Origin of the sequence: Streptomyces sp. NPDC058964 (assembly GCF_042741275.1) — a bacterium.
Lineage (GTDB): Bacteria > Actinomycetota > Actinomycetes > Streptomycetales > Streptomycetaceae > Streptomyces.
This window is the reverse complement of the sequence record NZ_JBHYKH010000083.1, coordinates 832-23,857: the sequence shown is the minus strand read 5'-3', so window position 1 is coordinate 23,857 and position 23,026 is coordinate 832. Positions and strand designations below refer to the sequence as shown.

Sequence of the window (23,026 nt, the reverse complement as noted above, 5' to 3'; positions counted from 1 at the left end):
CAGCGGGCCCTGGACGCCGTACGGGCGCACGACCCGGCGCTGGCCGCGCTCGCCGAGCGGATCGGCGAGGTCGGCATCCTGCTGCGGGACGTGGCCGGGGAGCTCGCCGGATACGCCGACGACCTGGACGCCGACCCGTTGCGGCTGGCGGCGGTCGAGGAGCGGCGGGCCGCGCTCACCGCGCTGACCCGGAAGTACGGCGAGGATGTGGCCGCCGTGCTGTCCTGGGCCGAGCAGGGTGCCTCGCGGCTGACCGAACTGGACGGCGACGACGAGCGGATCGGCGAGCTGACCGCCGAGCGGGACGCGCTGCGCAGCGAACTGGGCGGTCTCGCCCAGGCGTTGACGGACGCGCGCACGGAGGCCGCCGAGCGGTTCGCCGCCGCCGTGACCGCCGAGCTGGCCTCCCTCGCGATGCCGCACGCGCGCGTGTCCTTCGATCTCCGGCAGACCGAGGACCCCGAGGGCGTGGAGGTCGGCGGCCGCACGGTCGCGTACGGCCCGTCGGGTGCCGACGAGGTGGAGCTGCTGCTCGCGCCGCATCCGGGCGCGCCGCCGCGGCCCATCGCCAAGGGCGCCTCCGGCGGCGAGCTCTCGCGCGTGATGCTCGCCGTGGAAGTCGTGTTCGCGGGGACCGACCCGGTGCCGACGTACCTCTTCGACGAGGTCGACGCCGGTGTCGGCGGCAAGGCCGCGGTCGAGATCGGCCGGCGGCTGGCGCGGCTGGCCAAGACCGCGCAGGTCGTCGTCGTCACCCACCTGCCCCAGGTCGCCGCCTTCGCCGACCGGCAGCTGCTCGTAGAGAAGACCAACGACGGGTCGGTCACCCGGTCCGGTGTGAAGGTCCTCGAGGGCGAGGAACGGGTCCGCGAGCTGTCCCGGATGCTCGCCGGTCAGGAGGACTCGCAGACCGCGCGTGCGCACGCCGAGGAACTGCTGGCCGCGGCCCGAGCGGATGGGTGAGGAAGCGGGCTCCCGGTTGGCTCGATGAGCACCCGTACCCGCAGGACCTCCTCGTTCGCGCTCGCCGCCACCCTCACCCGAGGCACCAGCGGCACCGTCACGTTGGTGGGCATCTCCGCGGCCGCGATGGCGGCCGCGGCGGCGGTGCCCACCGAAGACCTCGCGGCGCGCGCGATGATCGGTGACACGGGGGCGCACGCCCCGGGCGCGCCCCTGGGCGCCGCTGTCGCCGCGGACAACGGGCGCGCCGGACTGCTCGCGCACGCCGCGGCGCTGGTGGTCTCGGCCGTGTACGGGGAGCGGGTGAGCGGGCCGGCGCGCTCGCTGTGACGGGCCACGGTGTCCGACCATCGGACGGGCGCTCCGCGGAGTTCGGCCGGCCCCGGGATTGTCATCACTCGTGTGGGTGACGCGCTCCCGCGCCGTGCGCCGGGCCGGAGCCCCGCACGCCTCCCCGGGGTTCCCGGAACACCCGTACGTCCTGGCATCCTGGACAGGGCACGCGGTACGCGCAGGAGGCGCGCGCGGTACCCGCCCTCCGCCCGATACCTTCTGTACGTTCCTTCTTCTGTACGTTCCTTCGTGACCGCCCGACGCCGAACCAGGAGCCCCCGGCCACGTGAGCCCCGTGACCAGCAACTCGCCGCACGGTCAGTCGCCGCTGCGCACCGTGCAGGTGCTGGGCGGAGGCAACGCCGGCAGCAGCGCGCACGTGCGGTCCCTGGCGGCCGGGCTCGTCGCGCGGGGCGTCCGGGTCACGGTGTGCGCCCCCGCCGAGGCCGACCGTGCCTACGACTTCACCGGCGTCGGCGCCGACCACGTCCACGTTCCGCGCAGCAGCGACCCCAACTCCGTCGCCGCGCTGCGGGCGGCCTGCGCGGAAGCGGACCTGGTGCACGCTCACGGGCTGCACGCCTCCTTCCGGGCCGTCCTCGCGCTCAGCGGCCGGCGTACCCCGCTCGTCGTGACCTGGCACAACCGGGCCCACGCGGAAGGGGCCCGCGCGCATCTGCTGCGCCTGCTGGAGCGGCGGGTCGTGAAGGCGGCGGCCGTCGTGCTCGGCACCACCTCGGACCTGGTGGACCGGGCACGCCGCACCGGCGCCCGGGACGCCCGGCTCGCCGCCGCAGCGCTGCCCGGCCCGCGCCCGGCCGCCGAGCCGGACGACCCCGACCGGCGGCGCCCCAAGGTGCGCGCCGAACTGGGTGCCACCGGGCGCCCGTTGCTCATCGCCGTCGGCTCCCTCGACCGGAACCGCGGCTATGACGTTCTGCTGGACGCGGCCCGCGAGTGGTGTCGGCTCGATCCCCCGCCGCTGCTCGTGATCGCGGGGGAGGGGCCGCTGCGCGCGACGCTGCAGCGGCGGATCGAGGACGAGGAGCTTCCGGTCCGGCTCATCGGGCGGCGGGACGACGTGAGCGAGCTGCTCGACGCCGCCGATCTCGCGCTGCTGCCCAGCCGTTGGGAGTCCCGTTCGATCCTCGCCCAGGAAGCCCTCCACGCGCGCGTGCCGCTCGTCGCGACCGCCGTCGGCGGCATCCCCGACCTGGTGGGCGACGCGGCCGAGCTCGTCCCGTACGGCGACGCGCACGCGTTCGCCGAGGCCGTCGTGCGGCTGCTCCGCGACCCCGGACGCTGCGAACTGCTCCGGGACAAGGGCGTACGGCAGGCCGCCGGCTGGCCCACCGAGGACGAGACCGTGGCCCAAGTCCTTAGCGTGTACGACGAGTTGACCCAGCCACGCGCCTTCAGCTAGTGCTGTGACCGGGAAGGTTTGCCGGGGCGTCGGGTGCCGGACGACGTGGCGCTGATTCGGCTTCGCAATGTCCGGGAGCGCTGACGGGAGCGGCCCGACGGTATGTGATGCCGGCGGCAAAACGGGTTCGGTGAGAGTCCGCATACGTGCTCGGCCAGGCGTTGTCGTACCCCCGGTGTAGTGTCCGGGCCGGAGTCAGGCTCATGTTCTGCGGTTGACGGAGGCGCGCGGATGACGAGTACGACAGGCGAGGCCGTGGTGGCGGATGGCGAACACCCTCGAACGCCTCGCCGAACTGTGCGCCGCCCGGTGAACGCCGAACTCGACGCCCTCAAGGGCGCCCTGGACCGCCAGCGCGAGCACGTCCTCGGGATCCTCGAAGGGCTCTCGGAGGAGGATCTACGGCGGCCGGTGTTGCCCAGCGGCTGGAGCTGCCTGGCATTGGTGCGCCACCTCACCCTGGACGTCGAACGCTTCTGGTTCCCAGGGGTGATCGCGGGCGAACCGGATGTGGCCGGACAGCTCACGGCAGGCGCGGAGGCGCACTGGTCTGTGCCCGAGGGGATGAGGACCGAGGAGATCTTCGCCGACTACCGGGCGGCCATCGGGCGCGCCGACGCCGTGCTCGCCGCCGCCGCGCCTGAACAGGAGCCCGCCGCCTGGCCCGTGGAGATCTGGCCGACCTGGCGGCTGCCTGACGTGCGGCACATTCTGATCCACGTCCTCACCGAAGTCGCCTGCCACAGCGGCCACTTGGACGCGGCGCGCGAACTGATCGACGGCACCACCTGGCTCGGCGGCAACCCCTACGCCGGCTAGTTCTGTGACCGGTTCGAGTTCGCCGGGTCCTTCGCCGCGGTGGCGAGGACTCGGGGGGTGGCGGGCGTCGGCGTTGCGCCGGCGCAGGTAGGCGTGCAGGGCGCGGGTCTGCGCGGGTCTGCGCGGGTCTGCGCGGTGTGGTTGCGGTGGTTGGAGTTGGCCATTCTGACGACCAGCAGGCCGCGGGAGGTCTCGATCGCGACCGGGATCGGGTTCTCCTCGGTGTCGCCGTACTCGGCGAACAGGTCCAGCAGGATCTTGTAGCCGGCCGCGTCATCGGTGACGCGGCGCTTGGCCGCCGGCCACCTCTGGGCCTTCTCCGCCATCACCGCCTCACCCGGCGCCGAGGCCCACTGCCGAAGGCGCCGCGACGACCACGGAGACTGGCCACGCTGCCGCCTGGAGGAACCTCTTCAACCGCATGCTCGGCCGGCTCTACTGCTGCCTTAAGCGCCGCAAGTCGTTCGACGAACGAGCCGCCCTTCCCGTCGAACTCGCTGCAGCCGCTTGACGCGTCAAAACCCTGAGGTGTCTCACAGGGCAATACACCTAGGGCACGTGCCGGCGCGCCCGCAGCGCCAGGCTCAACGCCAGGACCGTCTGCGGGTCGTCGAGGTCGGTGCCCAGCAACTCCCCGATGCGGGCGAGGCGGTTGTAGAGCGTCTGGCGGTTGAGGTGCAGTTCGCGGGCCGTCTCGGCCTTGCGGCCCGCGTGCGCCAGATAGGTCTCCAGCGTCGGCAGCAGCGGCGGCTTGGAACGGCTGTCGTGATCGCGCAGCGGACCGATGGCACGGTCCACGAAGGCCGCCAGGTCCGGGTGGTCGCGCAGCCGCCACAGCAGCAGGTCGATGTCCAGGCGGCGGGCGTCGTACCAGGGGCGGTCCGCCAGACCCTGCGCCGCCGTCGCCGTCTCGGCCGCGTGCCGCAGTCCGGCCGACGCGGCGGCCCAGCCGCCGGCCACCCCGACGACCACGACCGGCGGCTGGGCTCCCGGCCACTGCATCCCGGCCCGCTCCACCCCGGCGCGCAGCGCCGCCGCGACCCGGTCGGCCACGGCCGACCGCTCCGACTCCGAGCGCAGCCCCAGCAGCAGCGGCACCCGGCCCTCCACGGGCCGCACACCCAGCAGCACCGGCACACCCACCGAGGCCAGCTCCTCCGCGACCGCACGGGCCAGAACCGCCCAGCCGCCGCCCGGGGAGAGGGTGTCACCCAGCCGCATCACCACCGGAAGCAGCGGGCTGTTGCCCGGCTTGAAGCCCAGCACCCGGGCCTGCGCGGGCGCGTCCTCGGCCGCGATGCGCCCCTCGGCGAGGTCGGTGAGGAAGTCGCCGCGGCCGCGTGCCGCCAGTTCCTCCTCCTGCCGGGCCTGCATCAGGACGACGGCCAGGATGCCGGCGGCCCGGTCGGCGGCGATCCGGTGCACGGGAGCCAGCGGCGACCGTACCGGCAGCAGGACCAGCCGGGCGCGCACCGAACCGGTACCCGGGCCACCGCCGGGCACGTCCACCAGCACCGAACCGGCCGGCGGCGGCGCGTCCTTGTGCGCACCGCGCAGCCCCTCCCACACCTGCAGCGGATCCGCTCCCTCGGGCCCGGCGCCGGCGGCGTACAGGAGCTGGCCGTCGGTCGTCTCCAGGAACACCGGGTTGCCGCTGAAGCCGGCCAGGATGCCCAGGACCTGCGGCACTCCACCGCCGCCCAGCAGGGCCTCGGTACACCGGCGGTGCACCTCCTCGGCCCGCTGGAGCAGCGCGTAGTGGCCGTTGACGATCTCGGTGTGGACCTCCTCGGTGACCGTCACGAAAGGCACCTCGCGGTGCAGCTGGACGAGCGGGAGACCGGTCGACCTGGCCGTGTCGACGAGGGCGGCGGGCAGTCGGGTGAAGCGCGGTCCGAGCTCCACGACCAGGGCCGCGATACCCCGCTCCGCGAGGGTGCGCACGAACGCCCGCTGCTCGGCCGGGCGCGTGCCCAGGCCGTAGCCGGTGGTGAGCAGCAGCTCGCCGCCCTTGAGCAGCGACGCGATGTTCGGCACCTCGCCCGCGTGCACCCAGCGCACGGTGCGTCCCAGCCGGTCGGCGCCCGCCAGGATCTCCGGGAGCCCGCTGCGCAGCCCGGGCAGCTCCAGCGCCCGCTGAACGGTGATCCCGGCGCCCTGCGTGTCGAATCCGCTGCCGGCCCTGCTGTCCGTACCGCTGTCCATACAGCGGACGCTACCTGCGAGAACGCCGTGACGACAGCTGCTGTCCCGCGCTACACGGGCCGGATGTTGTGGTTGCAGCGGAAGACGTTGTCGGGGTCGTAGGCCCGCTTCACCTTCTCCAGCCGCAGCAGGTTCCCGGCGCCCAGGCCCGCGGCGACCCGCTCGGGACCCTCGTCTCCGACCAGGCTGAGGCAGACGGCACCGGTGCTCCACGGCCGCATGGCGGCGACGGTGTCCCGTACCTCGGCGAGGGCCCGCTCGTCGTCGGCAGGGTCGGCCCAGCCGGCGAACGGATGCGCCACCCAGGGCGCGTTTCGGTACGCGACCGGGTAGCGGGCGGGTCCGGTGGCGACGGCACCGCCGAGCGGGAAGAGCGTGCACCGGGATCCGCCCGGCACGGGCAGGGCCTCGGCCCGGGCGCAGAAGAGGTCCACCAGTTCGTCGGGCAGACCGGTCAGACACTCCGCCGACCAGTGGGCGCGCGGCCCGGCAGGACGGTCCAGCAGGCGCAGCGCCCCGGCGCCCTCCAGCTCCGCCTCATGCGGCAGCGCCAGCAGCGGCCCGGCGAGTTCGCGCAGGTCCGCCGCGGTGCCCGTGTACGTCAGGAGCGCGCCGTACATCGGCCCGTCCCCGACCGGACAGGTGACGGCACCGCTCAGCCGGTCGGGTCCGGTACCGATGATCCGGCGGAAGGCGCGGACCACCTGCCGGCCGGACTCGGGCGGGTGCAGCAGCAGCGTGACGGAGAACTCCGGCAGTTCGTGCAGCTCCAGTGTGAGCGCGGTGGCGATGCCGAAGTTGCCGCCGCCGCCGTGCAGCGCCCAGAACAGCTCCGGGTTCTCGTCGGGGTTGGCGTGGACCCGTTCGGCGTCGGCGGTGACCAGCTCTACGCCGATGAGGCTGTCCACGGTGAGGCCGAACGCCCGGTCCAGCTGGCCGGTGCCACCGCCCAGGACGAATCCGCCCACGCCGACGGCGGAGGCCGTGGGGCCGCTGACGGCCAGGCCATGGGGCCGGGTGGCCCGGTCCAGGTCGCTCATCGTGGCGCCGCCCCCGACCCGTGCCGCCTCCGCCGCCGGATCGACCGTCACCTCGTGCATACGGCGTAGGTCCACCAGGAGCGCACCCTCGGCCGGGGCCGCGCCCACCAGACCGTGTCCGCCGCCGCGTACGGCGATGTGCAGGTCCAGGTCCCTCGCGAAGCGCACGGCCCGGACCACGTCCCCCTCGTCCGCGCACTGCGCGATCACGGCCGGATGCCGGTCGGTCATCCCGTTGAACACGGTCCGGGCCGCGTCGTAGCCCGGATCCCCGGGGGCGAACACGTCGCCTGCCAGGTCCTCGCGCAGGGCCGCCAGGGCCGTGCCCGCCTTCGAGCGGGATGCCATGGGCGCCCCCTTCCGGAAAGGGGCAGTGCTCCGCTTCCAGCTTAGGCGGGCATGGTCATCCGGTCGTGCTCGGAGGTCGCGCCCCCGGTCGAGCGCGGCCCGGGCGGCCCGGACCGCCCGGTCACCCGGTCGCGCCGGGGCGGTCCCGCGCATCCGGCCGTCCTCGTCCGGCTGTGCCAAAGCGATCGCGCCCAGCCGACACGACCGCGCTCGGCCAACCCGACACGGTCGGCCGTCCCCGGAGGGGTTCAGCCGCCGTATGCGCCCGAAGCCGTCAGCCGCAGCGCCGTGTCGATCAGCGGAACGTGGCTGAAGGCCTGCGGGAAGTTGCCGACCTGGCGCTGACGGACCGGGTCCCATTCCTCGGCGAGCAGCCCGAGGTCGTTGCGCAGCGACAGCAGCTTCTCGAACAGCTTGCGGGCCTCGTCCACGCGGCCGATCATCGCGAGGTCGTCCGCCATCCAGAACGAGCAGGCGAGGAAGGCACCCTCGTCGCCGGGGAGACCGTCGACGCCCTCCTGCTCGCCCTCCGTCGGGTAGCGCAGGATGAAGCCGTCCGGCGTGGACAGCTCGCGCTGGATCGCCTCGATGGTGCCGATCACCCGCTTGTCGTCCGGCGGCAGGAAGCCCATCTGCGGAATCAGCAGCAGCGAGGCGTCCAGCTCCTTGGAGCCGTACGACTGCGTGAACGTGTTGCGCTCCTTGTCGTAGCCCTTCTCGCACACGTCACGGTGGATGTCGTCGCGCAGCTCGCGCCAGCGCTCCAGCGGTCCGTCCGCGTCGCCGGACTCGATCAGCTTGATCGTGCGGTCCACCGCGACCCAGGCCATGACCTTGGAGTGCACGAAGTGACGGCGCGGACCGCGCACCTCCCAGATGCCCTCGTCCGGCTCGTCCCAGTGGTCCTCCAGGTAGCGGATCAGCTTCAGCTGGAGCAGCGACGCGTAGTCGTTGCGGGCCAGGCCCGTCATGTGCGCCAGGTGCAGGGCCTCGGTGACCTCGCCGTACACGTCCAGCTGCAGCTGGTGCGCCGCGCCGTTGCCGACCCGGACCGGGGCCGAGTCCTCGTAGCCGGGCAGCCAGTCCAGCTCGGCCTCGCCCAGCTCGCGCTCGCCCGCGATGCCGTACATGATCTGCAGGTTCTCCGGGTCGCCGGCGACCGCCCGCAGCAGCCACTCGCGCCAGGCGCGGGCCTCCTCGCGGTAGCCGGTGCGCAGCAGCGAGGACAGGGTGATCGCCGCGTCGCGCAGCCAGGTGTAGCGGTAGTCCCAGTTGCGGACGCCGCCGATGTCCTCGGGCAGGGAGGTGGTGGGCGCGGCGACGATGCCACCGGTCGGGGCGTACGTCAGGGCCTTGAGGGTGATCAGGGAGCGGATCACCGCCTCACGGTACGGACCGTGGTACGTGCAGTGCTCCACCCACTCGCGCCAGAAGGTCTCCGTCGCCTCCAGGGACTGCTCCGGCTCCGGCAGAGCCGGCGGTTCCTTGTGCGAGGGCTCCCACGAGATCGTGAACGCGATGCGGTCACCCGGGGCGACCGTGAAGTCCGCGTACGTGGTCAGCGACTTTCCGTAGGTCTCCGCCGAGGTGTCGAACCACACAGAGTCGGGGCCCGCGACGGCCACGGTGCGCCCGTCGTGCTTGTGCACCCACGGCACGACCCGGCCGTACGAGAAACGCATCCTGAGCGCCGAGCGCATCGGCACCCGGCCGGTGACGCCCTCGACGATCCGGATCAGCTGCGGGGCGCCGTCACGCGGCGGCATGAAGTCGGTCACGCGGACCGTGCCGCGCGGGGTGTCCCACTCCGACTCCAGGATCAGCGAGTCGCCCCGGTAGGTGCGCCGCGCCGCCGTGGGCGGCTCCGTGTCGGCCGCGTGGGCGGGTCCGAGCCGCCAGAACCCGTGCTCCTCGGTGCCCAGCAGACCGGCGAAGATGGCGTGCGAGTCGAAGCGGGGCAGGCACAGCCAGTCGACTGTGCCGTCCCGGCAGACCAACGCCGCGGTCTGCATGTCTCCGATGAGTGCGTAGTCTTCGATGCGCCCGGCCACGTGCAACTCCAGTCGAACGGCCACGTCGCCCCCGGGAAAAGAGGGGGCTGTCGCTAGTGCGGTCAAGGGGTCGTTGTTATGCGTCGTTGAGCGGTGAAGCAAAGCAGCCGCCCCGCCCTGAGGCAAAACGACAGTCATAGCTCAACGAACTGTCGAGCTCTCGTTGTTCCGGTTCGTACGGGCGGGGGTGTGCCGTGTTTTTCCGGCCGGGCTCGGCAGTGAGTGTCCGAGCAGGATACGACGCACGTAGATGATCTGCGTGCCGCTCCGGGCAACCCGTGTGGGCCGAACGAGTGAGCAGCGGGTGAGAACCGCGTGCTCGGGCGGCGTCCGTGTCGGCGCGAGCGCGGAGCGTGGCCGGAAGCCACATCCTCGCGGCGCTGATACCCTGGTAGCCCGTGGACCGGTGGGCGCGAAACCCCCGAACCGCAGCGACGGCACCCCCGGAAACTTCCGGGACGGGAGCCGCACCGCACGACAGACAGCGACCACGGGAGCCCCCTCTTGGCCATGCCGCCCCCTGTTTTTCGAAACAGCACAGCCACGACGACCAAGCACATCTTCGTCACCGGGGGTGTCGCCTCCTCTCTCGGCAAGGGCCTCACCGCCTCCAGCCTGGGCATGCTGCTCAAGGCGCGGGGACTGCGCGTCGTGATGCAGAAGCTCGATCCGTACCTGAACGTCGACCCGGGCACGATGAACCCGTTCCAGCACGGTGAGGTTTTCGTCACCAACGACGGCGCGGAGACCGACCTGGACATCGGACACTACGAGCGCTTCCTTGACCGCGACTTGGACGGCTCCGCAAACGTCACTACAGGCCAGGTGTACTCGACCGTCATCGCCAAGGAGCGGCGCGGTGAGTACCTGGGCGACACGGTGCAGGTCATCCCGCACATCACCAACGAGATCAAGCACCGCATCCGCCGCATGGCCACCGACGAGGTGGACGTCGTGATCACCGAGGTCGGCGGCACGGTCGGCGACATCGAGTCGCTTCCCTTCCTTGAGACGGTACGCCAGGTCCGCCACGAGGTCGGCCGGGACAACGTCTTCGTCGTGCACATCTCGCTGCTGCCCTACATCGGCCCCTCCGGCGAGCTGAAGACCAAGCCGACCCAGCACTCGGTCGCCGCCCTGCGCAACATCGGTATCCAGCCGGACGCCATCGTGCTGCGCTGCGACCGCGAGGTGCCGACCGCGATCAAGCGCAAGATCTCGCTGATGTGCGACGTGGACGAGGCCGCGGTCGTGGCCTGCCCCGACGCCCGCTCGATCTACGACATCCCGAAGACCGTGCACGGCGAGGGCCTGGACGCCTACGTGGTCCGCAAGCTGGACCTGCCGTTCCGTGACGTGGACTGGACGACCTGGGACGACCTGCTCGACCGCGTCCACAACCCCGACCACGAGATCACCCTCGCCCTGGTCGGCAAGTACATCGACCTGCCCGACGCCTACCTCTCGGTCACCGAGGCGCTGCGCGCCGGCGGCTTCGCCAACAAGGCCCGCGTCAAGATCAAGTGGGTCACCTCGGACGACTGCAAGACCCCGGCCGGGGCCAAGGCGCAGCTCGCCGACGTCGACGGCATCTGCATCCCGGGCGGCTTCGGCGACCGGGGTGTGCTCGGCAAGGTCGGCGCCATCCGCTACGCCCGCGAGAACAGGATCCCGCTGCTGGGCCTCTGCCTGGGCCTGCAGTGCATCGTGATCGAGGCCGCCCGCAACCTGGCCGACATCCCGGACGCGAACTCCACCGAGTTCGACGCCGCCACCGGCCACCCGGTCATCTCCACCATGGCCGAGCAGATGGACATCGTCGCCGGTGAGGGTGACATGGGCGGAACGATGCGCCTGGGCATGTACCCGGCGAAGCTGGCCGAGGGCTCCATCGTCCGCGAGGTGTACGACGGCAAGGAGTACGTCGAGGAGCGGCACCGGCACCGCTACGAGGTGAACAACGCCTACCGCGCGGAGCTGGAGAAGAAGGCGGGCATCATCTTCTCGGGCACCTCGCCTGACGGGAAGCTCGTCGAGTACGTCGAGTACCCGCGCGACGTCCACCCCTACCTGGTCGCCACGCAGGCGCACCCGGAGCTGCGTTCGCGTCCGACCCGTCCGCACCCGCTCTTCGCCGGGCTCGTGAAGGCGGCTGTCGAGCGTCAGCAGGCAGCGGCCGCGCGGCAGAATTCGAAGTAACACACCAGTTGTACGGTTGCCGGGGTGCATACCTTCAAAAGGTGCGCACCCCGGTTTCATCCGGCCGGTCTTCGTAAGCGTGTGGAAGGGCAGGGCATGACGATCAAGGACACCCCCGAGGAGTGGGAGATCCGGGCCACGGAGACCCCCTTCGTGGGCAACAAGACCTCCGTCCGTACGGACGACGTGGTCATGCCCGACGGCTCGGTCGTCCGCCGCGACTACCAGGTCCACCCCGGTTCGGTGGCCGTCGTCGCCCTCGACGCCGAGGACCGCGTCCATGTCATCCGCCAGTACCGCCACCCGGTGCGGCACAAGCTGTGGGAGATCCCGGCCGGCCTGCTCGACGTGCCCGGTGAGAACCCGCTGCACGCCGCCCAGCGCGAGCTGTACGAGGAGGCCCACGTCAAGGCCGAGGACTGGCGGGTCCTGACCGACGTCTACACGACCCCCGGCGGCTGCGACGAGTCCGTGCGGATCTTCCTCGCCCGTGACCTGTCCGAGGCCGATGGGCAGCGCTTCGAGGTCGAGGACGAGGAGGCCGACATGGAGCACGCGCGCGTGCCCGTCGAGGAGCTCGTCCGGGGTGTGCTCGCCGGCGAGCTGCACAACAACTGCCTCGTCGTGGGCGTCCTCTCCCTGGTCGCCGCCCGGAACGGTGACGGCCTCGACGCGCTGCGCCCGGCCGGGGCGCCGTGGCCCGCTCGTCCCTTCGAGTCCTGAAACGGGTCGTCCACCCTGCGGTGTGACGATCGCCTGATCCGATCGAGGGACCTGCCCGCCGCGCTCCGCCTGGAACGTTGCAGAGGGTGAACTAGGCTCTGCAAAGCCCGGCCCGGAGACCCGGCGGGCTTGCGCGTTCGGTGGGACGGGAGTGTGGCCCGTGACGGATCAGGCGGTGGACACGGACGGCGTGCGGTTGTCGGGCGGCGCGGTCGCGGAGAACCATTTCCTGGGCCGCACAAGGGAGTTGAAGGAGCTCCGCGCCGACATCGAGCGCGCGGGGCTCGACACCCTCTCCGGCCGCAAGGCTCCTCGCGCGCGCGTGCTCCTGATCGCCGGCCGGCCCGGCTCCGGTCGTACGGCGCTCGCCGAGAAGCTGGTGCGGGAGGTCGCAGACCGTTACCCCGACGGGGTGCTGCGCACCCGGCTCACCGAGCCCGACGGTACCCCGGTGCCCCTCGAGCGGGCCGCCCGCGAGCTGCTGGGCGCCCTGGACCTGCCCACCCCGCCCGGAGCCGCCGAGGACGATCTGACCGAGGCGCTGCGCTCGGCCCTGGCCGAGCGGCGGATGCTGCTGCTGCTGGACGACGCGGCGGGCGCGGAACAGGTCGACGCGCTGCTGCCGGCCGCCCCGGACTGCCTGGCCGTCGCGGTGTCCGGCGGCCCGCTCACCGGGATCGCGGACGTCCGGCCCTGCACCCTGGGCGGCCTCGACACCAAGTCGGCCCTCGAACTGCTGACCCGCTTCACCGGCTCGGTCCGCATCACCGTGGACCCGCGCGCCGCCGAGAGCCTCGTCGAGGTGTGCCAGGCCCAGCCCGCCGCGCTGACCCTGGCCGGCGGCTGGCTCGCCGCCCGTCCGCAGGCGGCCGTCTCCGACCTCGCCAAGCGCCTGCACGCCGAGAGCGGCGAGGGGACCGCGCTCGGCCGGGTCTTCCGGCTCGTGCACGACCAGCTGCCCGCCACGGCCGCCCGGATACTGCGACTGCTCTCCCAGGCCCCGGCCGGCCTGGTCGACCCGCACACCGCCTCCGCCCTCGCCGGCTGCTCGGTGAGCGCCGCCCGCACCACCCTGGACGACCTCGTGGCGCTCGGCCTGCTGCGGGCCGTGGACTCCCCGCTGCCGGAGTACGAGGTCCCCGGGTGCCTGCACCCGCTGCTGCTCTCCCTGGCCGAGGCCTACGACCGCCCCGCCGAGCTCCAGCTGGCCCGCGCCCGCATGCTGGAGCGGACCGTACGGCTGCTGCAGTCCTGCCGCGCCATCACCGAGACCGACAACCCGGAGGCGCGCGAGAAGCTCCAGGGCCTGCCCCGCTCCCTGCGCTTCCCCAGCCCCAGGGCGGCCGCCGACTGGCTGACCGTCCGCAGGCCCGCCCTGCTGGCCTGCGCCCGCCTCGCGGTCGCCGACGGGGAGCTGGACACACTGGCCCGCCGTCTGATGTCCCAGCTGGTCAGGGCCATGGTGGCGCACTTCGGCACGCAGGCGGCCGCACCCGACCTGTACGGCATCCACCGGCTCGTCCTCGACGTCGCCGAGCGCCGGAGCCTGCCGCGCGAGAAGGCCGCCGCCCTGCTGAACCTGGCCGACCTGGACGCCCGGACCGGCCGGACGGCCGGGGCGCTGGCCCGCTACCGGGCCGCGCTGGACGCCGGACGCGAGGCGAACGATCCGTACGCGACCGGCCGGGCGATGGAATCCGTAGGCGGCGCGCACCAGGAGCTGGGGGACTACGACCGGGCCGCCGACTGGTTCGGCCGCGCCCTGGTCCAGCGCCTGGCCCGCGACGAGCGCGCGGACGCCGCCCGGCTGTACGGCCGTATCGCCACCGCCCACACCTACGCGGGCCGCTACGGCGAGGCGCTGCGCAACTGGCGGGCGGCCGTCGCCGGGTACCGCAAGAACGGTGATGTGGCCGCTCAGGCACGGGCGTTGAGCGAGCTGGCCCGGGTCCAGGAGTACGCGGGCCGGCCCGAGGAATCGCTGCACACCTGTCAGGAGGCGGTGGAGTGGGCGCGCCGTGCCGAGGACGTCCGGTTGCAGGCCGCGCTGCAGCTCAGGCTCGCCGACACGCTGGAGCACCTGGGCGACTCCGCCGCCGCTCGACTGCACCGTGGGGCCGCGGAGCGCATGCTGGGAGAGGAGCCGCAGGACAGCCACGACGGCGATTCAGCCATGGAATCCGGCTCTGACGCCTGCGAAATCCGCAGTGCATCCATCGAAGATTGATGCAATGAAAGGCTAGACAGCCGGAACACCTTCATTAAACTGGCTCTGCCGCACTTTCTCCTGCGGTGCATCCCGTTGTGCCACTGCATGACCGGGAATGCCTCGTAATGCCCCCACACCCTCTGAGCCAAGGACCGTGATCGACGTGAAGGTCGGCATCCCCCGCGAGGTCAAGAACAACGAGTTCCGGGTGGCCATCACCCCCGCCGGCGTGCACGAGCTGGTGCGCAACGGCCACCAGGTCGTCGTCGAGCGGAACGCCGGCGTCGGCTCCTCGATCCCGGACGAGGAGTACGTGGCGGCCGGCGCCGAGATCCTGGAGACCGCCGACGAGGTCTGGGCCACCGCGGACCTGCTGCTGAAGGTCAAGGAGCCCATCGCGGAGGAGTACCACCGTCTCCGCAAGGACCAGATCCTCTTCACCTACCTGCACCTGGCGGCCTCCAAGGAGTGCACGGACGCCCTCCTGGAATCCGGCACCACGGCGATCGCCTACGAGACGGTCGAGCTGCCGAACCGCGCGCTCCCGCTGCTCGCCCCGATGTCCGAGGTCGCGGGCCGGCTCGCCCCGCAGGTCGGCGCCTACCACCTGATGGCCGCCGCCGGCGGCCGCGGTGTGCTCCCCGGCGGCGTCCCGGGCGTGCCGGCCGGCAAGGCCGTCATCATCGGCGGCGGCGTCTCCGGCTGGAACGCCGCGCAGATCGCCATCGGCCTGGGCTTCCACGTGACCCTGCTCGACAGGGACATCAACAAGCTCAAGGAGGCGGACAAGATCTTCGGCACGAAGATCCAGACCGTCGTCTCCAACGCCTTCGAGCTGGAGAAGGCCTGCGTCGACGCCGACCTCGTCGTCGGTGCCGTCCTCATCCCGGGCGCCAAGGCCCCGAAGCTGGTCACCAACGAGCTGGTGTCCCGGATGAAGGCCGGAAGTGTCCTTGTCGACATCGCGATCGACCAGGGCGGTTGCTTCGAGGACTCCCACCCGACCACGCACGCCGAGCCGACCTTCAAGGTCCACAACTCGGTCTTCTACTGTGTGGCCAACATGCCCGGCGCGGTGCCCAACACCTCCACCTACGCGCTGACCAACGCCACGCTGCCGTACATCGTCTCGCTCGCCAACAACGGCTGGGTGGAGGCGCTGCGCCGCGACGCCGCCCTGGCCAAGGGTCTCAACACCCATGACGGCAAGGTGGTTTACAAGGAGGTCGCCGAGGCGCACGGCCTGGAGCACCTGGACCTCGAGACCCTGCTCGGCTGAGCCGTCGGCCGAGCCGACCCGCTAAGTCACCATACGGTAAAGGCGATACGTCAACACGAATCGTCAACCGCGCGTACCCGGCCGGTCAATTGCCCTCAAAGTCTGGCCGGGTTTGTTTATGGTCACATTGAGGCTGTCGATCAAATCGCCAGGATCGTCACACTTGGAGCGATTGAGCCACCGGTGAAACCTGCCGTGCGACGGCCGTACGCCCTTGACAGCAGGATGTTTCATTGCCGACACATCCTGCCGGGTCCGGCGGATTGTGTTGCTGCGGACCGCCGACACGCCATAGAGTCGCCAACCGTCGGCATGGTGCCACGCTGACCTGTCTAGAAGTTTCCTGGTCACCAAGGAGGTAAGACGACTTGTGAATGAGTCGACATTTTCTCCCGGGGGTGGTCAACCAGGAATGCCTGTACGGGGCCAGGGCCCCGCGGGGTTCGAGGCTGTCGGCTCCGTTGCTGTGCGCACCTTCGCAGCCCACCAGAGTCCGGGCCCGCAGATCACCCGGACAGCACACCAGAGCATGGATGGCCATCACGTGAACGCCATGGCCGGCGACGGAAGTGGCGCGCCCCACAACCACTTCGCCGACTACGACGAACTGCCCGACGGGCACTTCTACGACCCCGACGCCGAATACGAGCCGGACCCGGAGTACGCGGCCACGCTCGCGCCCGACGCTGCCCGCCAGCGCCGTGAGCGCATCGGCCCGACCGGGCGCCCGCTGCCGTACTTCCCGATCCCGGGCCCGCTGACCGACCACGGCCCCGCGAAGATCATCGCGATGTGCAACCAGAAGGGCGGCGTCGGCAAGACGACGTCGACCATCAACCTGGGTGCCGCGCTCGCGGAGTACGGCCGCCGCGTGCTGCTCGTGGACTTCGACCCGCAGGGCGCGCTGTCGGTCGGACTCGGCGTCAATCCGATGGAGCTCGACCTCACCGTCTACAACCTGCTCATGGAGCGGGGCATGTCGGCGGACGAGGTGCTCCTGAAGACGGCGGTCCCCAACATGGACCTGCTGCCCAGCAACATCGACCTGTCGGCCGCCGAGGTCCAGCTGGTCTCCGAGGTCGCGCGCGAGTCCACGCTCCAGCGCGCCCTCAAGCCGCTGATGTCCGACTACGACTACATCGTGATCGACTGTCAGCCGTCGCTCGGCCTGCTCACCGTGAACGCGCTGACCGCGGCGCACAAGGTGATCGTTCCGCTGGAGTGCGAGTTCTTCGCCCTCCGCGGTGTCGCGCTGCTGACGGAGACCATCGAGAAGGTCCAGGAGCGGCTGAACCCGGAGCTGGAGCTCGACGGGATCCTCGCCACGATGTACGACTCGCGCACGGTGCACAGCCGTGAGGTGCTCGCGCGTGTCGTCGAGGCGTTCGACGACCACGTCTACCACACGGTGATCGGCCGCACGGTCCGCTTCCCGGAGACCACGGTCGCCGGTGAGCCGATCACCACCTACGCCTCCAACTCCGTCGGTGCCGCCGCCTACCGCCAGCTCGCCAGGGAGGTGCTCGCCCGGTGTCACGCCGAGTGAGTCTGCCGGGGGCCGACGAACTGTTCCGTACGACAGGGGGAATGGCGCTCCAGCCGTCCACTCCCCGGCGCCCGGCCAACGGCGAGGCCCGGGTGCCGGCTCCGGCGGGGGAGAGTGACGCCACCGCCGAGGACGTGCCGCCGTCGGTGCCCGTGCAGGGCGGTGACGGCGACGGGGCGGAGCATGTGGCGGTGGAGGCGGAACCGGTCGACGCCGGTGAGTCCCGCAGCAGGTCCGCCCAGGCCGAGCGCCCCGCGCGGCGGCAGGCGCAGGAAGGTTCTGCCGCCCCGTCGGCCAATGCGCAGCCACGCAAGCGCGGGGGCCGGGCGGCGGCCCGGCGCCCCAGCGGGCGCGAGCGGCACGACGAGAAGATCACGGTGTACGTCTCGGCCGAGGAACTGATGGACCTGGAGCACGCCCGCCTGGTGCTCCGTGGCGAACACGGTCTGGCGGTCGACCGCGGGCGGATCGTCCGCGAGGCGGTGGCCGTGGTGCTGGCCGACCTGGAGTCCCGAGGGGACGCGAGCATCCTCGTACGACGGCTGCGTGGGCGCTAGATGTAGCCTGCGGGGGCCATGACCTCGAACGACGTTCCCGCCTCCGGCGCAGCTGCCGGCCGTCGGCGTGCGCTGGGCCGGGGTCCGGGCACGTCACGGGTGGAGCCGGTCGCGTCCCCCGTGCAGGACCCGGAGCCGGAGCGCGAGGCTCCCGCCGCTGAGCCGGAGCCCGGGGTGCCGGTCCCTGAGCCGGAGCGTGCGGCCGCCCCGGCCGAGCCGCCGTCCGAGGCCCTCGTCCCCGAGTCACAGCCCGAGGCCCCGCTTGCGGAGCCCGAGGGACTCGGCCGGGGACCGGAGGCTGCCCCCCGGGGATCCGGGGCCGAGGCCACAGCGGAATCCACCGCCCGGGAGCCCGGGGCCATGGGCCGGGATCCGGAGCCTGCCCCCCAGGAGTCCGAGGCTGTCGCCGCCGGCGCCGGGGGATCCCCGGCCGGCGCCCCGCAGGCCGGGGCCGCGACCCGCGAGCCCGGGGCCGTCGGGCCGGGGCCCGCGCCGGTGTCCGGGGCCGCCACCGCGCGGGAGGCCGAGCCCGTCGTCGACGGTGTCTTCAAGGTGCGGCTCGCCAACTTCGAGGGCCCCTTCGACCTGCTTCTGCAGCTGATCTCGAAGCACAAGCTCGACGTCACCGAGGTGGCCCTCTCCAAGGTCACCGACGAGTTCATGGCGCACATCAGGGCCATGGGGCCGGACTGGGACCTGGACCAGACGACGGAGTTCCTGGTCGTCGCGGCCACCCTCCTCGACCTCAAGGCGGCCCGGCTGCTGCCCGCCGCCGAGGTCGAGGACGAGGCCGACCTGGCGCTCCTCGAGGCCCGGGACCTGCTGTTCGCGCGCCTGCTGCAGTACCGGGCGTACAAGCAGATCGCGGACATCTTCAACCACCGCCTCGGCCAGGAGGCCCGCCGCTACCCCCGTACCGTCGGCCTCGAACCGCACCACGCCGAGCTGCTGCCCGAGGTCGTCATCAGCATCGGGCCGGAGGGCTTCGCCAGGCTCGCGGTCAAGGCGATGCAGCCCAGGCCGAAGCCCCAGGTATACGTCGACCACATCCACGCGCCGCTGGTCAGCGTGCAGGAGCAGGCCGGGATCGTGGTCGCCCGGCTCAGGGAACTGGGGCAGGCCAGCTTCCGGGTCCTCGTCGAGGACACCGACGACACCCTTACCGTCGTGGCACGGTTCCTGGCGCTGCTGGAGCTGTACCGGGAGAAGGCCGTCGCGCTGGACCAGGAGACCGCCCTCGGGGACCTGCTCGTGCGCTGGACGGGCGGGGACGGGGACGAGACGCCGAGGGTGACCGACGAGTTCGACCGGCCGCCCGAGGAGCCCAAGGAGGAGAAGAAGGCGTGAGCGAGCAGAGCACGGAGCTCCCGGCGGGCCTGGGCACGGTCGCCGACCTGGACCTCAAGCCCGCCCTGGAGGCGGTGCTCATGGTCGTGGACGAGCCCGCGACCGAGGAGCACCTCTCCAAGATCCTCCAGCGGCCGAAGCGGCAGATCGGGGACGCGCTGCGGGCGCTGGCCGACGAGTACACCGTCCAGGGACGGGGCTTCGAGCTGCGGCTCATCGCCGGCGGCTGGCGTTTCTACACCCGGCCCGAGTACGCGGCCGCCGTCGAGGGCTTCGTCCTGGACGGCCAGCAGGCCCGGCTCACCCAGGCCGCGCTGGAGACCCTGGCCGTCGTCGCCTACCGCCAGCCGGTGAGCCGCAGCCGCGTCTCGGCCGTACGAGGAGTCAACTGCGACGGTGTGATGCGCACCCTCCTGCAGCGCGGTCTGGTCGAGGAGGCGGGCACGGAACCCGAAACAGGTGCGATCCTGTACAGGACGACGAACTACTTCCTGGAGCGGATGGGCCTGCGCGGCCTGGACGAGCTCCCGGAGCTCGCGCCCTTCCTCCCGGAGGCGGAGGCGATCGAGGCCGAGACCCAGGAGGGCGTACCGTCGTTCGATCCGGACGCGCCCGACGCGCCCGGCGGAGACGACGCAGACGACTAAGACGGAACTTTGATGCGAAGCAGCGGCAGCGGCAAGAGCGGTGGCGGACGCGGTAACTACCGCGGTGCCGGCAACAACAGGGACGAGCGGCAGGGGCAGGGCCGTCCCCGCAAGCCCCGCCCCGAGGAGCGCCGCTACGACGTGGGCCCCGGCGCCACGAAGGACGGACCCAAGTCCGGGCGCGGCGGCGCCGCCCGCGGCGGCGCCAAGGGCGGTCCCAGGCAGTCCCAGCAGCGCGACGGGCGTACGGCTCCGGGGCGCTCCCGCGAGTACGAGGCGCGTGCCGAGGAGCGCAACCGCGAGCGCTACGCCGGCAAGAAGGACGTCAAGCCGCCCAAGACCTTCCCGGGCGCCGAGCAGGAGGGCGAGCGGCTGCAGAAGGTCCTCGCGCGCGCGGGCTACGGCTCCCGGCGTGCCTGCGAGGAGCTCATCGAGCAGGCGCGGGTCGAGGTCAACGGCGAGATCGTCCTGGAGCAGGGCCGCCGCGTCGACCCGGAGAAGGACGAGGTCAAGGTCGACGGCCTGACGGTCGCGACGCAGTCGTACCAGTTCTTCTCGCTGAACAAGCCCGCCGGCGTCGTCTCCACCATGGAGGACCCCGAGGGGCGCCAGTGCCTCGGGGACTACGTCACCAACCGTGAGACACGCCTCTTCCACGTCGGGCGGCTCGACACCGAGACCGAGGGCGTCATCCTGCTCACCAACCACGGCGAGCTGGCCCACCGGCTGACCCACCCCAAGTACGGCGTGAAGAAGACCTACCTCGCGGCCATCGTGGGCCCGATCCCGCGCGACCTGGGCAAGCGCCTCAAGGACGGCATCCAGCTGGAGGACGGGTACGCGCGCGCGGACCACTTCCGGGTCGTCGAACAGACCGGAAAGAACTACCTCGTCGAGGTGACCCTCCACGAGGGCCGCAAGCACATCGTGCGCCGCATGCTCGCCGAGGCCGGATTCCCGGTCGAGAAGCTGGTGCGCACCTCCTTCGGTCCGATCACCCTGGGCGACCAGAAGTCGGGGTGGCTGCGGCGCCTGTCCAACACCGAGGTCGGCATGCTGATGCAGGAGGTCGACCTCTAGCTCCCCCGGGTCTCCGAGGGTTGTTCCGAGCACCCGCCCCCTTTATAGTCGCAGTGACTATTAAGGGGGTGGGTGCTTGTGCACGGCTACGACAAGCACGCCTACGAGCCGTTCGCCGTCACGGTCGACCTCGCCGTCCTCACCCTGCGCGCCAACGCACTGCACGTGCTGCTCGTCGAGCGGGGGCAGGAACCCTTCGCGGGACGGTGGGCACTGCCCGGCGGCTTCGTGCTGCCCGACGAGTCCGCCGAGACGGCCGCCCGCCGCGAGCTCGCCGAGGAGACCGGCCTGGACGTTGCCTCCGGGGTCCCCGGGCTGCACCTCGAACAGCTGCGCACCTACAGCGAGCCCGGCCGCGACCCCCGGATGCGGGTCGTGTCCGTCGCCTTCGCCGCGCTGCTCCCGAACGCGCCCGAGCCGCACGGCGGTGGCGACGCGGCCCAGGCCCGCTGGCTGCCGTACGGCGGCCTCGGACCGCTCGCCTTCGACCACGACCGGATCCTGGCCGACGCCCACGACCGCGTCGGCGCCAAGTTCGAGTACACCTGCCTCGCCACCGCCTTCTGCCCGCCCGAGTTCACCCTCGGGGAACTGCAGCAGGTCTACGAGACGGTGTGGGGCACGACGCTCGACCGCCCCAACTTCCGCCGCAAAGTGCTGGCCACGCCGGGGTTCGTCGAACCCGTGCCCGGTGCCGCACGGCTGACCGGCGGCCGCGGCAAGCCCGCCGCCCTCTACCGGGCCGGCACCGCCACCGCCCTGCACCCGCCCCTGCTCCGACCGTCCCGGGAAGGACGCCCCGCATGACCACGACCACCGTGAGGAAGCGCGCCGCCACCGGATCCCTGATCGGCCTCGCCCTCGGCGACGCGCTCGGCTTCCCCACCGAGTTCAACGACGTGCCGACGATCCTCGCCAAGTGCGGCCCCTGGCGGGAGATGGAACTGCCGGAGCACGCCTACGTCACCGACGACACCCAGATGACGCTGGCACTGGGGCGCGGGCTGCGGACGGCCATGGACCGCGGGGTGCTCGCCCCGATGCGGCTGGAGCGGCCGGTGCGCGAGGAGTTCGTGGACTGGTACCGGTCGCCGGAGAACAACCGGGCCCCGGGGCGGACCTGCCTGAAGGCGTGCAACCTGCTCGAGAAGGAGGAGCGGGCCTGGCAGGAGGCGAGCCAGATCGATTCCAAGGGCTGCGGCGCCAACATGCGCGTCGCGCCCATAGGCCTCGCCCCCGGCCTGGGCGACGAACAGCGCGCGGGCGCCGCCCAGTTGCAGTCCGCGCTGACCCACGGGCATCCGACGGCACTCGCCGCCTCCGACCTCACCGCCCGCGCGGTGCGCCTGCTCGCCCAGGGCACCGAGCCGACGGGACTCGTCGGCCTGCTCCGCTCGTACGCGCTCGACAACCGCACCCGCTACCACCACACCTGGCTCGGCGACCTGTGGACCCGTTCGCACGACCCCTCGCCGGAGCACTTCATCGCGCGCGGCTGGGACGAGTGCCTGGAGATCCTGGGCCGCCTCCAGGACGCGGTGCGCACGGCATCGCCCGAGGCCGATCCGTGTCTGGCCACCGGTGCGGGCTGGATCGCCGAAGAGGCCCTGGCGACCGGTCTGCTGTGCTTCCTGCTCTTCGTCGACGAACCGGTCACCGCGCTGCGCCGGGCCGCCTGCACCTCCGGCGACTCGGACTCGATCGCCTGTCTGACCGGTGCCTTCGCCGGTGCCCACCTGGGCGCGGACGCCTGGCCGACCGCGTGGGCGGACCGCATCGAATACCGGGGCGACCTGCTCACACTGGGAGCGCTCTGGGACGCTTAGAGCTGTCCGCGCTCGCCCAGGGCGTCCTCACCGGTCATCACGCCCACCACTACCGGGGGTTCGCGGTGACACAGTGGCGGCTGTTCGAGAAGACCGGTGAGCTCAAGCCGCTGCTGTACACGTTCCGTGTGCTGCTCACCGGCATCCACCTGAGGCGAAGCGGAGAGGTGCAGGCCCACCTGCCCACGCTCGCCGCGGGGCCGGACACCCGCGCCTTCCTGCCCGACCTGACAGCGGCGAAGGCCGAGAGGGAGCACGGGGCCGCCGACGTCGACCGCACGCGCGTGGAGGCCGACGTGGAGCGTCTGCACGCCGTGCGGGGGGGGGGCCCCCCCCCCCCCCCGCGGCCCCCCCCCCCCCCCCCGCGCCCCCCCCCCCCCCCCCGGGGGGGGGGGGGCGGCGGGGGGGGGGGGGGGGGGGCCGGCGGGCGC

The 23,026-nt window shown here is 72.3% G+C and carries 19 protein-coding genes and 1 pseudogene; 16 read left to right on the top strand and 4 right to left on the bottom strand.

What is annotated here, in order from left to right; genetic code table 11:
* From ACFW2E_RS13665 to ACFW2E_RS13650, 4 genes are all read left to right on the top strand, one after another.
* The coding region (locus tag ACFW2E_RS13665) for a DNA repair protein RecN (RefSeq protein ID WP_384465893.1) at positions 1-963 on the top strand (963 nt) is incomplete at its 5' end.
* 24 nt (positions 964-987) lie between these two features.
* Complete coding sequence (locus tag ACFW2E_RS13660) at positions 988-1,293, top strand: hypothetical protein (RefSeq protein ID WP_384465891.1); 306 nt, start codon at positions 988-990, stop codon at positions 1,291-1,293.
* A gap of 289 nt (positions 1,294-1,582) precedes the next feature.
* Entirely contained in the window at positions 1,583-2,719 is a 1,137-nt protein-coding gene (locus ACFW2E_RS13655) for a glycosyltransferase family 4 protein (protein ID WP_384465889.1), read from the top strand.
* Between the two features lie 309 nt (positions 2,720-3,028).
* Positions 3,029-3,538, top strand: a complete 510-nt coding sequence (locus tag ACFW2E_RS13650) for a DinB family protein (RefSeq protein WP_384465899.1) — start codon at positions 3,029-3,031, stop codon at positions 3,536-3,538.
* Here ACFW2E_RS13650 and ACFW2E_RS13645 read toward each other — a convergent pair.
* From ACFW2E_RS13645 to ACFW2E_RS13630, 4 genes are all read right to left on the bottom strand, one after another.
* Entirely contained in the window at positions 3,535-3,864 is a 330-nt protein-coding gene (locus ACFW2E_RS13645) for a hypothetical protein (RefSeq protein WP_384465888.1), read from the bottom strand. The genes ACFW2E_RS13650 and ACFW2E_RS13645 overlap by 4 nt on opposite strands.
* 223 nt (positions 3,865-4,087) lie before the next feature.
* Positions 4,088-5,743, bottom strand: coding sequence for a PucR family transcriptional regulator (locus tag ACFW2E_RS13640; protein ID WP_384465886.1), 1,656 nt, complete (start codon positions 5,741-5,743; stop codon positions 4,088-4,090).
* 50 nt (positions 5,744-5,793) lie between these two features.
* Positions 5,794-7,131 (bottom strand): FAD-binding oxidoreductase, encoded by a 1,338-nt coding sequence (locus tag ACFW2E_RS13635; protein ID WP_384465884.1) that lies wholly within the window; start codon positions 7,129-7,131, stop codon positions 5,794-5,796.
* Between the two features lie 248 nt (positions 7,132-7,379).
* Positions 7,380-9,182: a glycoside hydrolase family 15 protein gene (locus ACFW2E_RS13630; protein ID WP_384465897.1), complete on the bottom strand. Its 1,803-nt coding sequence runs from the start codon at positions 9,180-9,182 to the stop codon at positions 7,380-7,382.
* Positions 9,183-9,692: 510 nt separating this feature from the next.
* Here ACFW2E_RS13630 and ACFW2E_RS13625 point away from each other — a divergent pair.
* From ACFW2E_RS13625 to ACFW2E_RS13570, 12 genes and pseudogenes are all read left to right on the top strand, one after another.
* Positions 9,693-11,381, top strand: coding sequence for a CTP synthase (locus ACFW2E_RS13625; RefSeq protein WP_384465895.1), 1,689 nt, complete (start codon positions 9,693-9,695; stop codon positions 11,379-11,381).
* 96 nt (positions 11,382-11,477) lie between these two features.
* On the top strand, positions 11,478-12,104 hold the full coding sequence (locus ACFW2E_RS13620; RefSeq protein ID WP_384465882.1) for an NUDIX domain-containing protein: 627 nt from the start codon (positions 11,478-11,480) through the stop codon (positions 12,102-12,104).
* Positions 12,105-12,264: 160 nt separating this feature from the next.
* A complete protein-coding gene (locus tag ACFW2E_RS13615; RefSeq protein WP_384465880.1) occupies positions 12,265-14,331 on the top strand; it encodes a tetratricopeptide repeat protein in 2,067 nt (688 codons plus the stop codon).
* Positions 14,332-14,467: 136 nt separating this feature from the next.
* Positions 14,468-15,592, top strand: coding sequence for an alanine dehydrogenase (gene ald / locus ACFW2E_RS13610; protein ID WP_384465878.1), 1,125 nt, complete (start codon positions 14,468-14,470; stop codon positions 15,590-15,592).
* Positions 15,593-16,004: 412 nt separating this feature from the next.
* The gene (locus tag ACFW2E_RS13605; RefSeq protein ID WP_384465876.1) at positions 16,005-17,138 is read left to right on the top strand and encodes a ParA family protein; all 1,134 of its coding nucleotides are present in this window, start codon (positions 16,005-16,007) and stop codon (positions 17,136-17,138) included.
* Positions 17,123-17,695 carry a hypothetical protein gene (locus ACFW2E_RS13600; RefSeq protein ID WP_384465874.1) on the top strand — a complete coding sequence of 191 codons (573 nt, stop codon included), beginning with the start codon at positions 17,123-17,125 and terminating at the stop codon, positions 17,693-17,695. The genes ACFW2E_RS13605 and ACFW2E_RS13600 overlap by 16 nt, the downstream gene beginning before the upstream one ends.
* Positions 17,696-17,713: 18 nt before the next feature.
* Positions 17,714-19,042 carry a segregation/condensation protein A gene (locus ACFW2E_RS13595; RefSeq protein ID WP_384465872.1) on the top strand — a complete coding sequence of 443 codons (1,329 nt, stop codon included), beginning with the start codon at positions 17,714-17,716 and terminating at the stop codon, positions 19,040-19,042.
* Positions 19,039-19,689 (top strand): SMC-Scp complex subunit ScpB, encoded by a 651-nt coding sequence (gene scpB / locus ACFW2E_RS13590; RefSeq protein ID WP_384465870.1) that lies wholly within the window; start codon positions 19,039-19,041, stop codon positions 19,687-19,689. The genes ACFW2E_RS13595 and scpB overlap by 4 nt, the downstream gene beginning before the upstream one ends.
* Before the next feature lie 12 nt (positions 19,690-19,701).
* The gene (locus ACFW2E_RS13585; RefSeq protein WP_384465868.1) at positions 19,702-20,769 is read left to right on the top strand and encodes a pseudouridine synthase; all 1,068 of its coding nucleotides are present in this window, start codon (positions 19,702-19,704) and stop codon (positions 20,767-20,769) included.
* Between the two features lie 78 nt (positions 20,770-20,847).
* On the top strand, positions 20,848-21,576 hold the full coding sequence (locus tag ACFW2E_RS13580; RefSeq protein ID WP_384465866.1) for an NUDIX domain-containing protein: 729 nt from the start codon (positions 20,848-20,850) through the stop codon (positions 21,574-21,576).
* Positions 21,573-22,595, top strand: coding sequence for an ADP-ribosylglycohydrolase family protein (locus tag ACFW2E_RS13575; protein WP_384465864.1), 1,023 nt, complete (start codon positions 21,573-21,575; stop codon positions 22,593-22,595). Before ACFW2E_RS13580 ends, ACFW2E_RS13575 begins: the two co-directional genes overlap by 4 nt.
* A pseudogene (locus tag ACFW2E_RS13570) lies at positions 22,595-22,912 on the top strand (DNA polymerase beta superfamily protein); the annotation flags it as partial. The gene ACFW2E_RS13575 and the pseudogene ACFW2E_RS13570, both read left to right, overlap by 1 nt.
* Positions 22,913-23,026 lie beyond the last annotated feature (114 nt).

Coding starts and splice junctions, on each gene's coding strand:
- ACFW2E_RS13620 (WP_384465882.1), top strand. CDS start 11,478: ATGACGATCAAGGACACCCCCGAGGAGTGGGAGATCCGGGCCACGGAG.
- ACFW2E_RS13575 (WP_384465864.1), top strand. CDS start 21,573: ATGACCACGACCACCGTGAGGAAGCGCGCCGCCACCGGATCCCTGATC.
- ACFW2E_RS13625 (WP_384465895.1), top strand. CDS start 9,693: ATGCCGCCCCCTGTTTTTCGAAACAGCACAGCCACGACGACCAAGCAC.
- ACFW2E_RS13595 (WP_384465872.1), top strand. CDS start 17,714: ATGACCTCGAACGACGTTCCCGCCTCCGGCGCAGCTGCCGGCCGTCGG.
- ACFW2E_RS13635 (WP_384465884.1), bottom strand. CDS start 7,131: ATGGCATCCCGCTCGAAGGCGGGCACGGCCCTGGCGGCCCTGCGCGAG.
- ACFW2E_RS13660 (WP_384465891.1), top strand. CDS start 988: ATGAGCACCCGTACCCGCAGGACCTCCTCGTTCGCGCTCGCCGCCACC.
- ACFW2E_RS13585 (WP_384465868.1), top strand. CDS start 19,702: ATGCGAAGCAGCGGCAGCGGCAAGAGCGGTGGCGGACGCGGTAACTAC.
- ACFW2E_RS13645 (WP_384465888.1), bottom strand. CDS start 3,864: ATGGCGGAGAAGGCCCAGAGGTGGCCGGCGGCCAAGCGCCGCGTCACC.
- ACFW2E_RS13640 (WP_384465886.1), bottom strand. CDS start 5,743: ATGGACAGCGGTACGGACAGCAGGGCCGGCAGCGGATTCGACACGCAG.
- ACFW2E_RS13605 (WP_384465876.1), top strand. CDS start 16,005: ATGCCTGTACGGGGCCAGGGCCCCGCGGGGTTCGAGGCTGTCGGCTCC.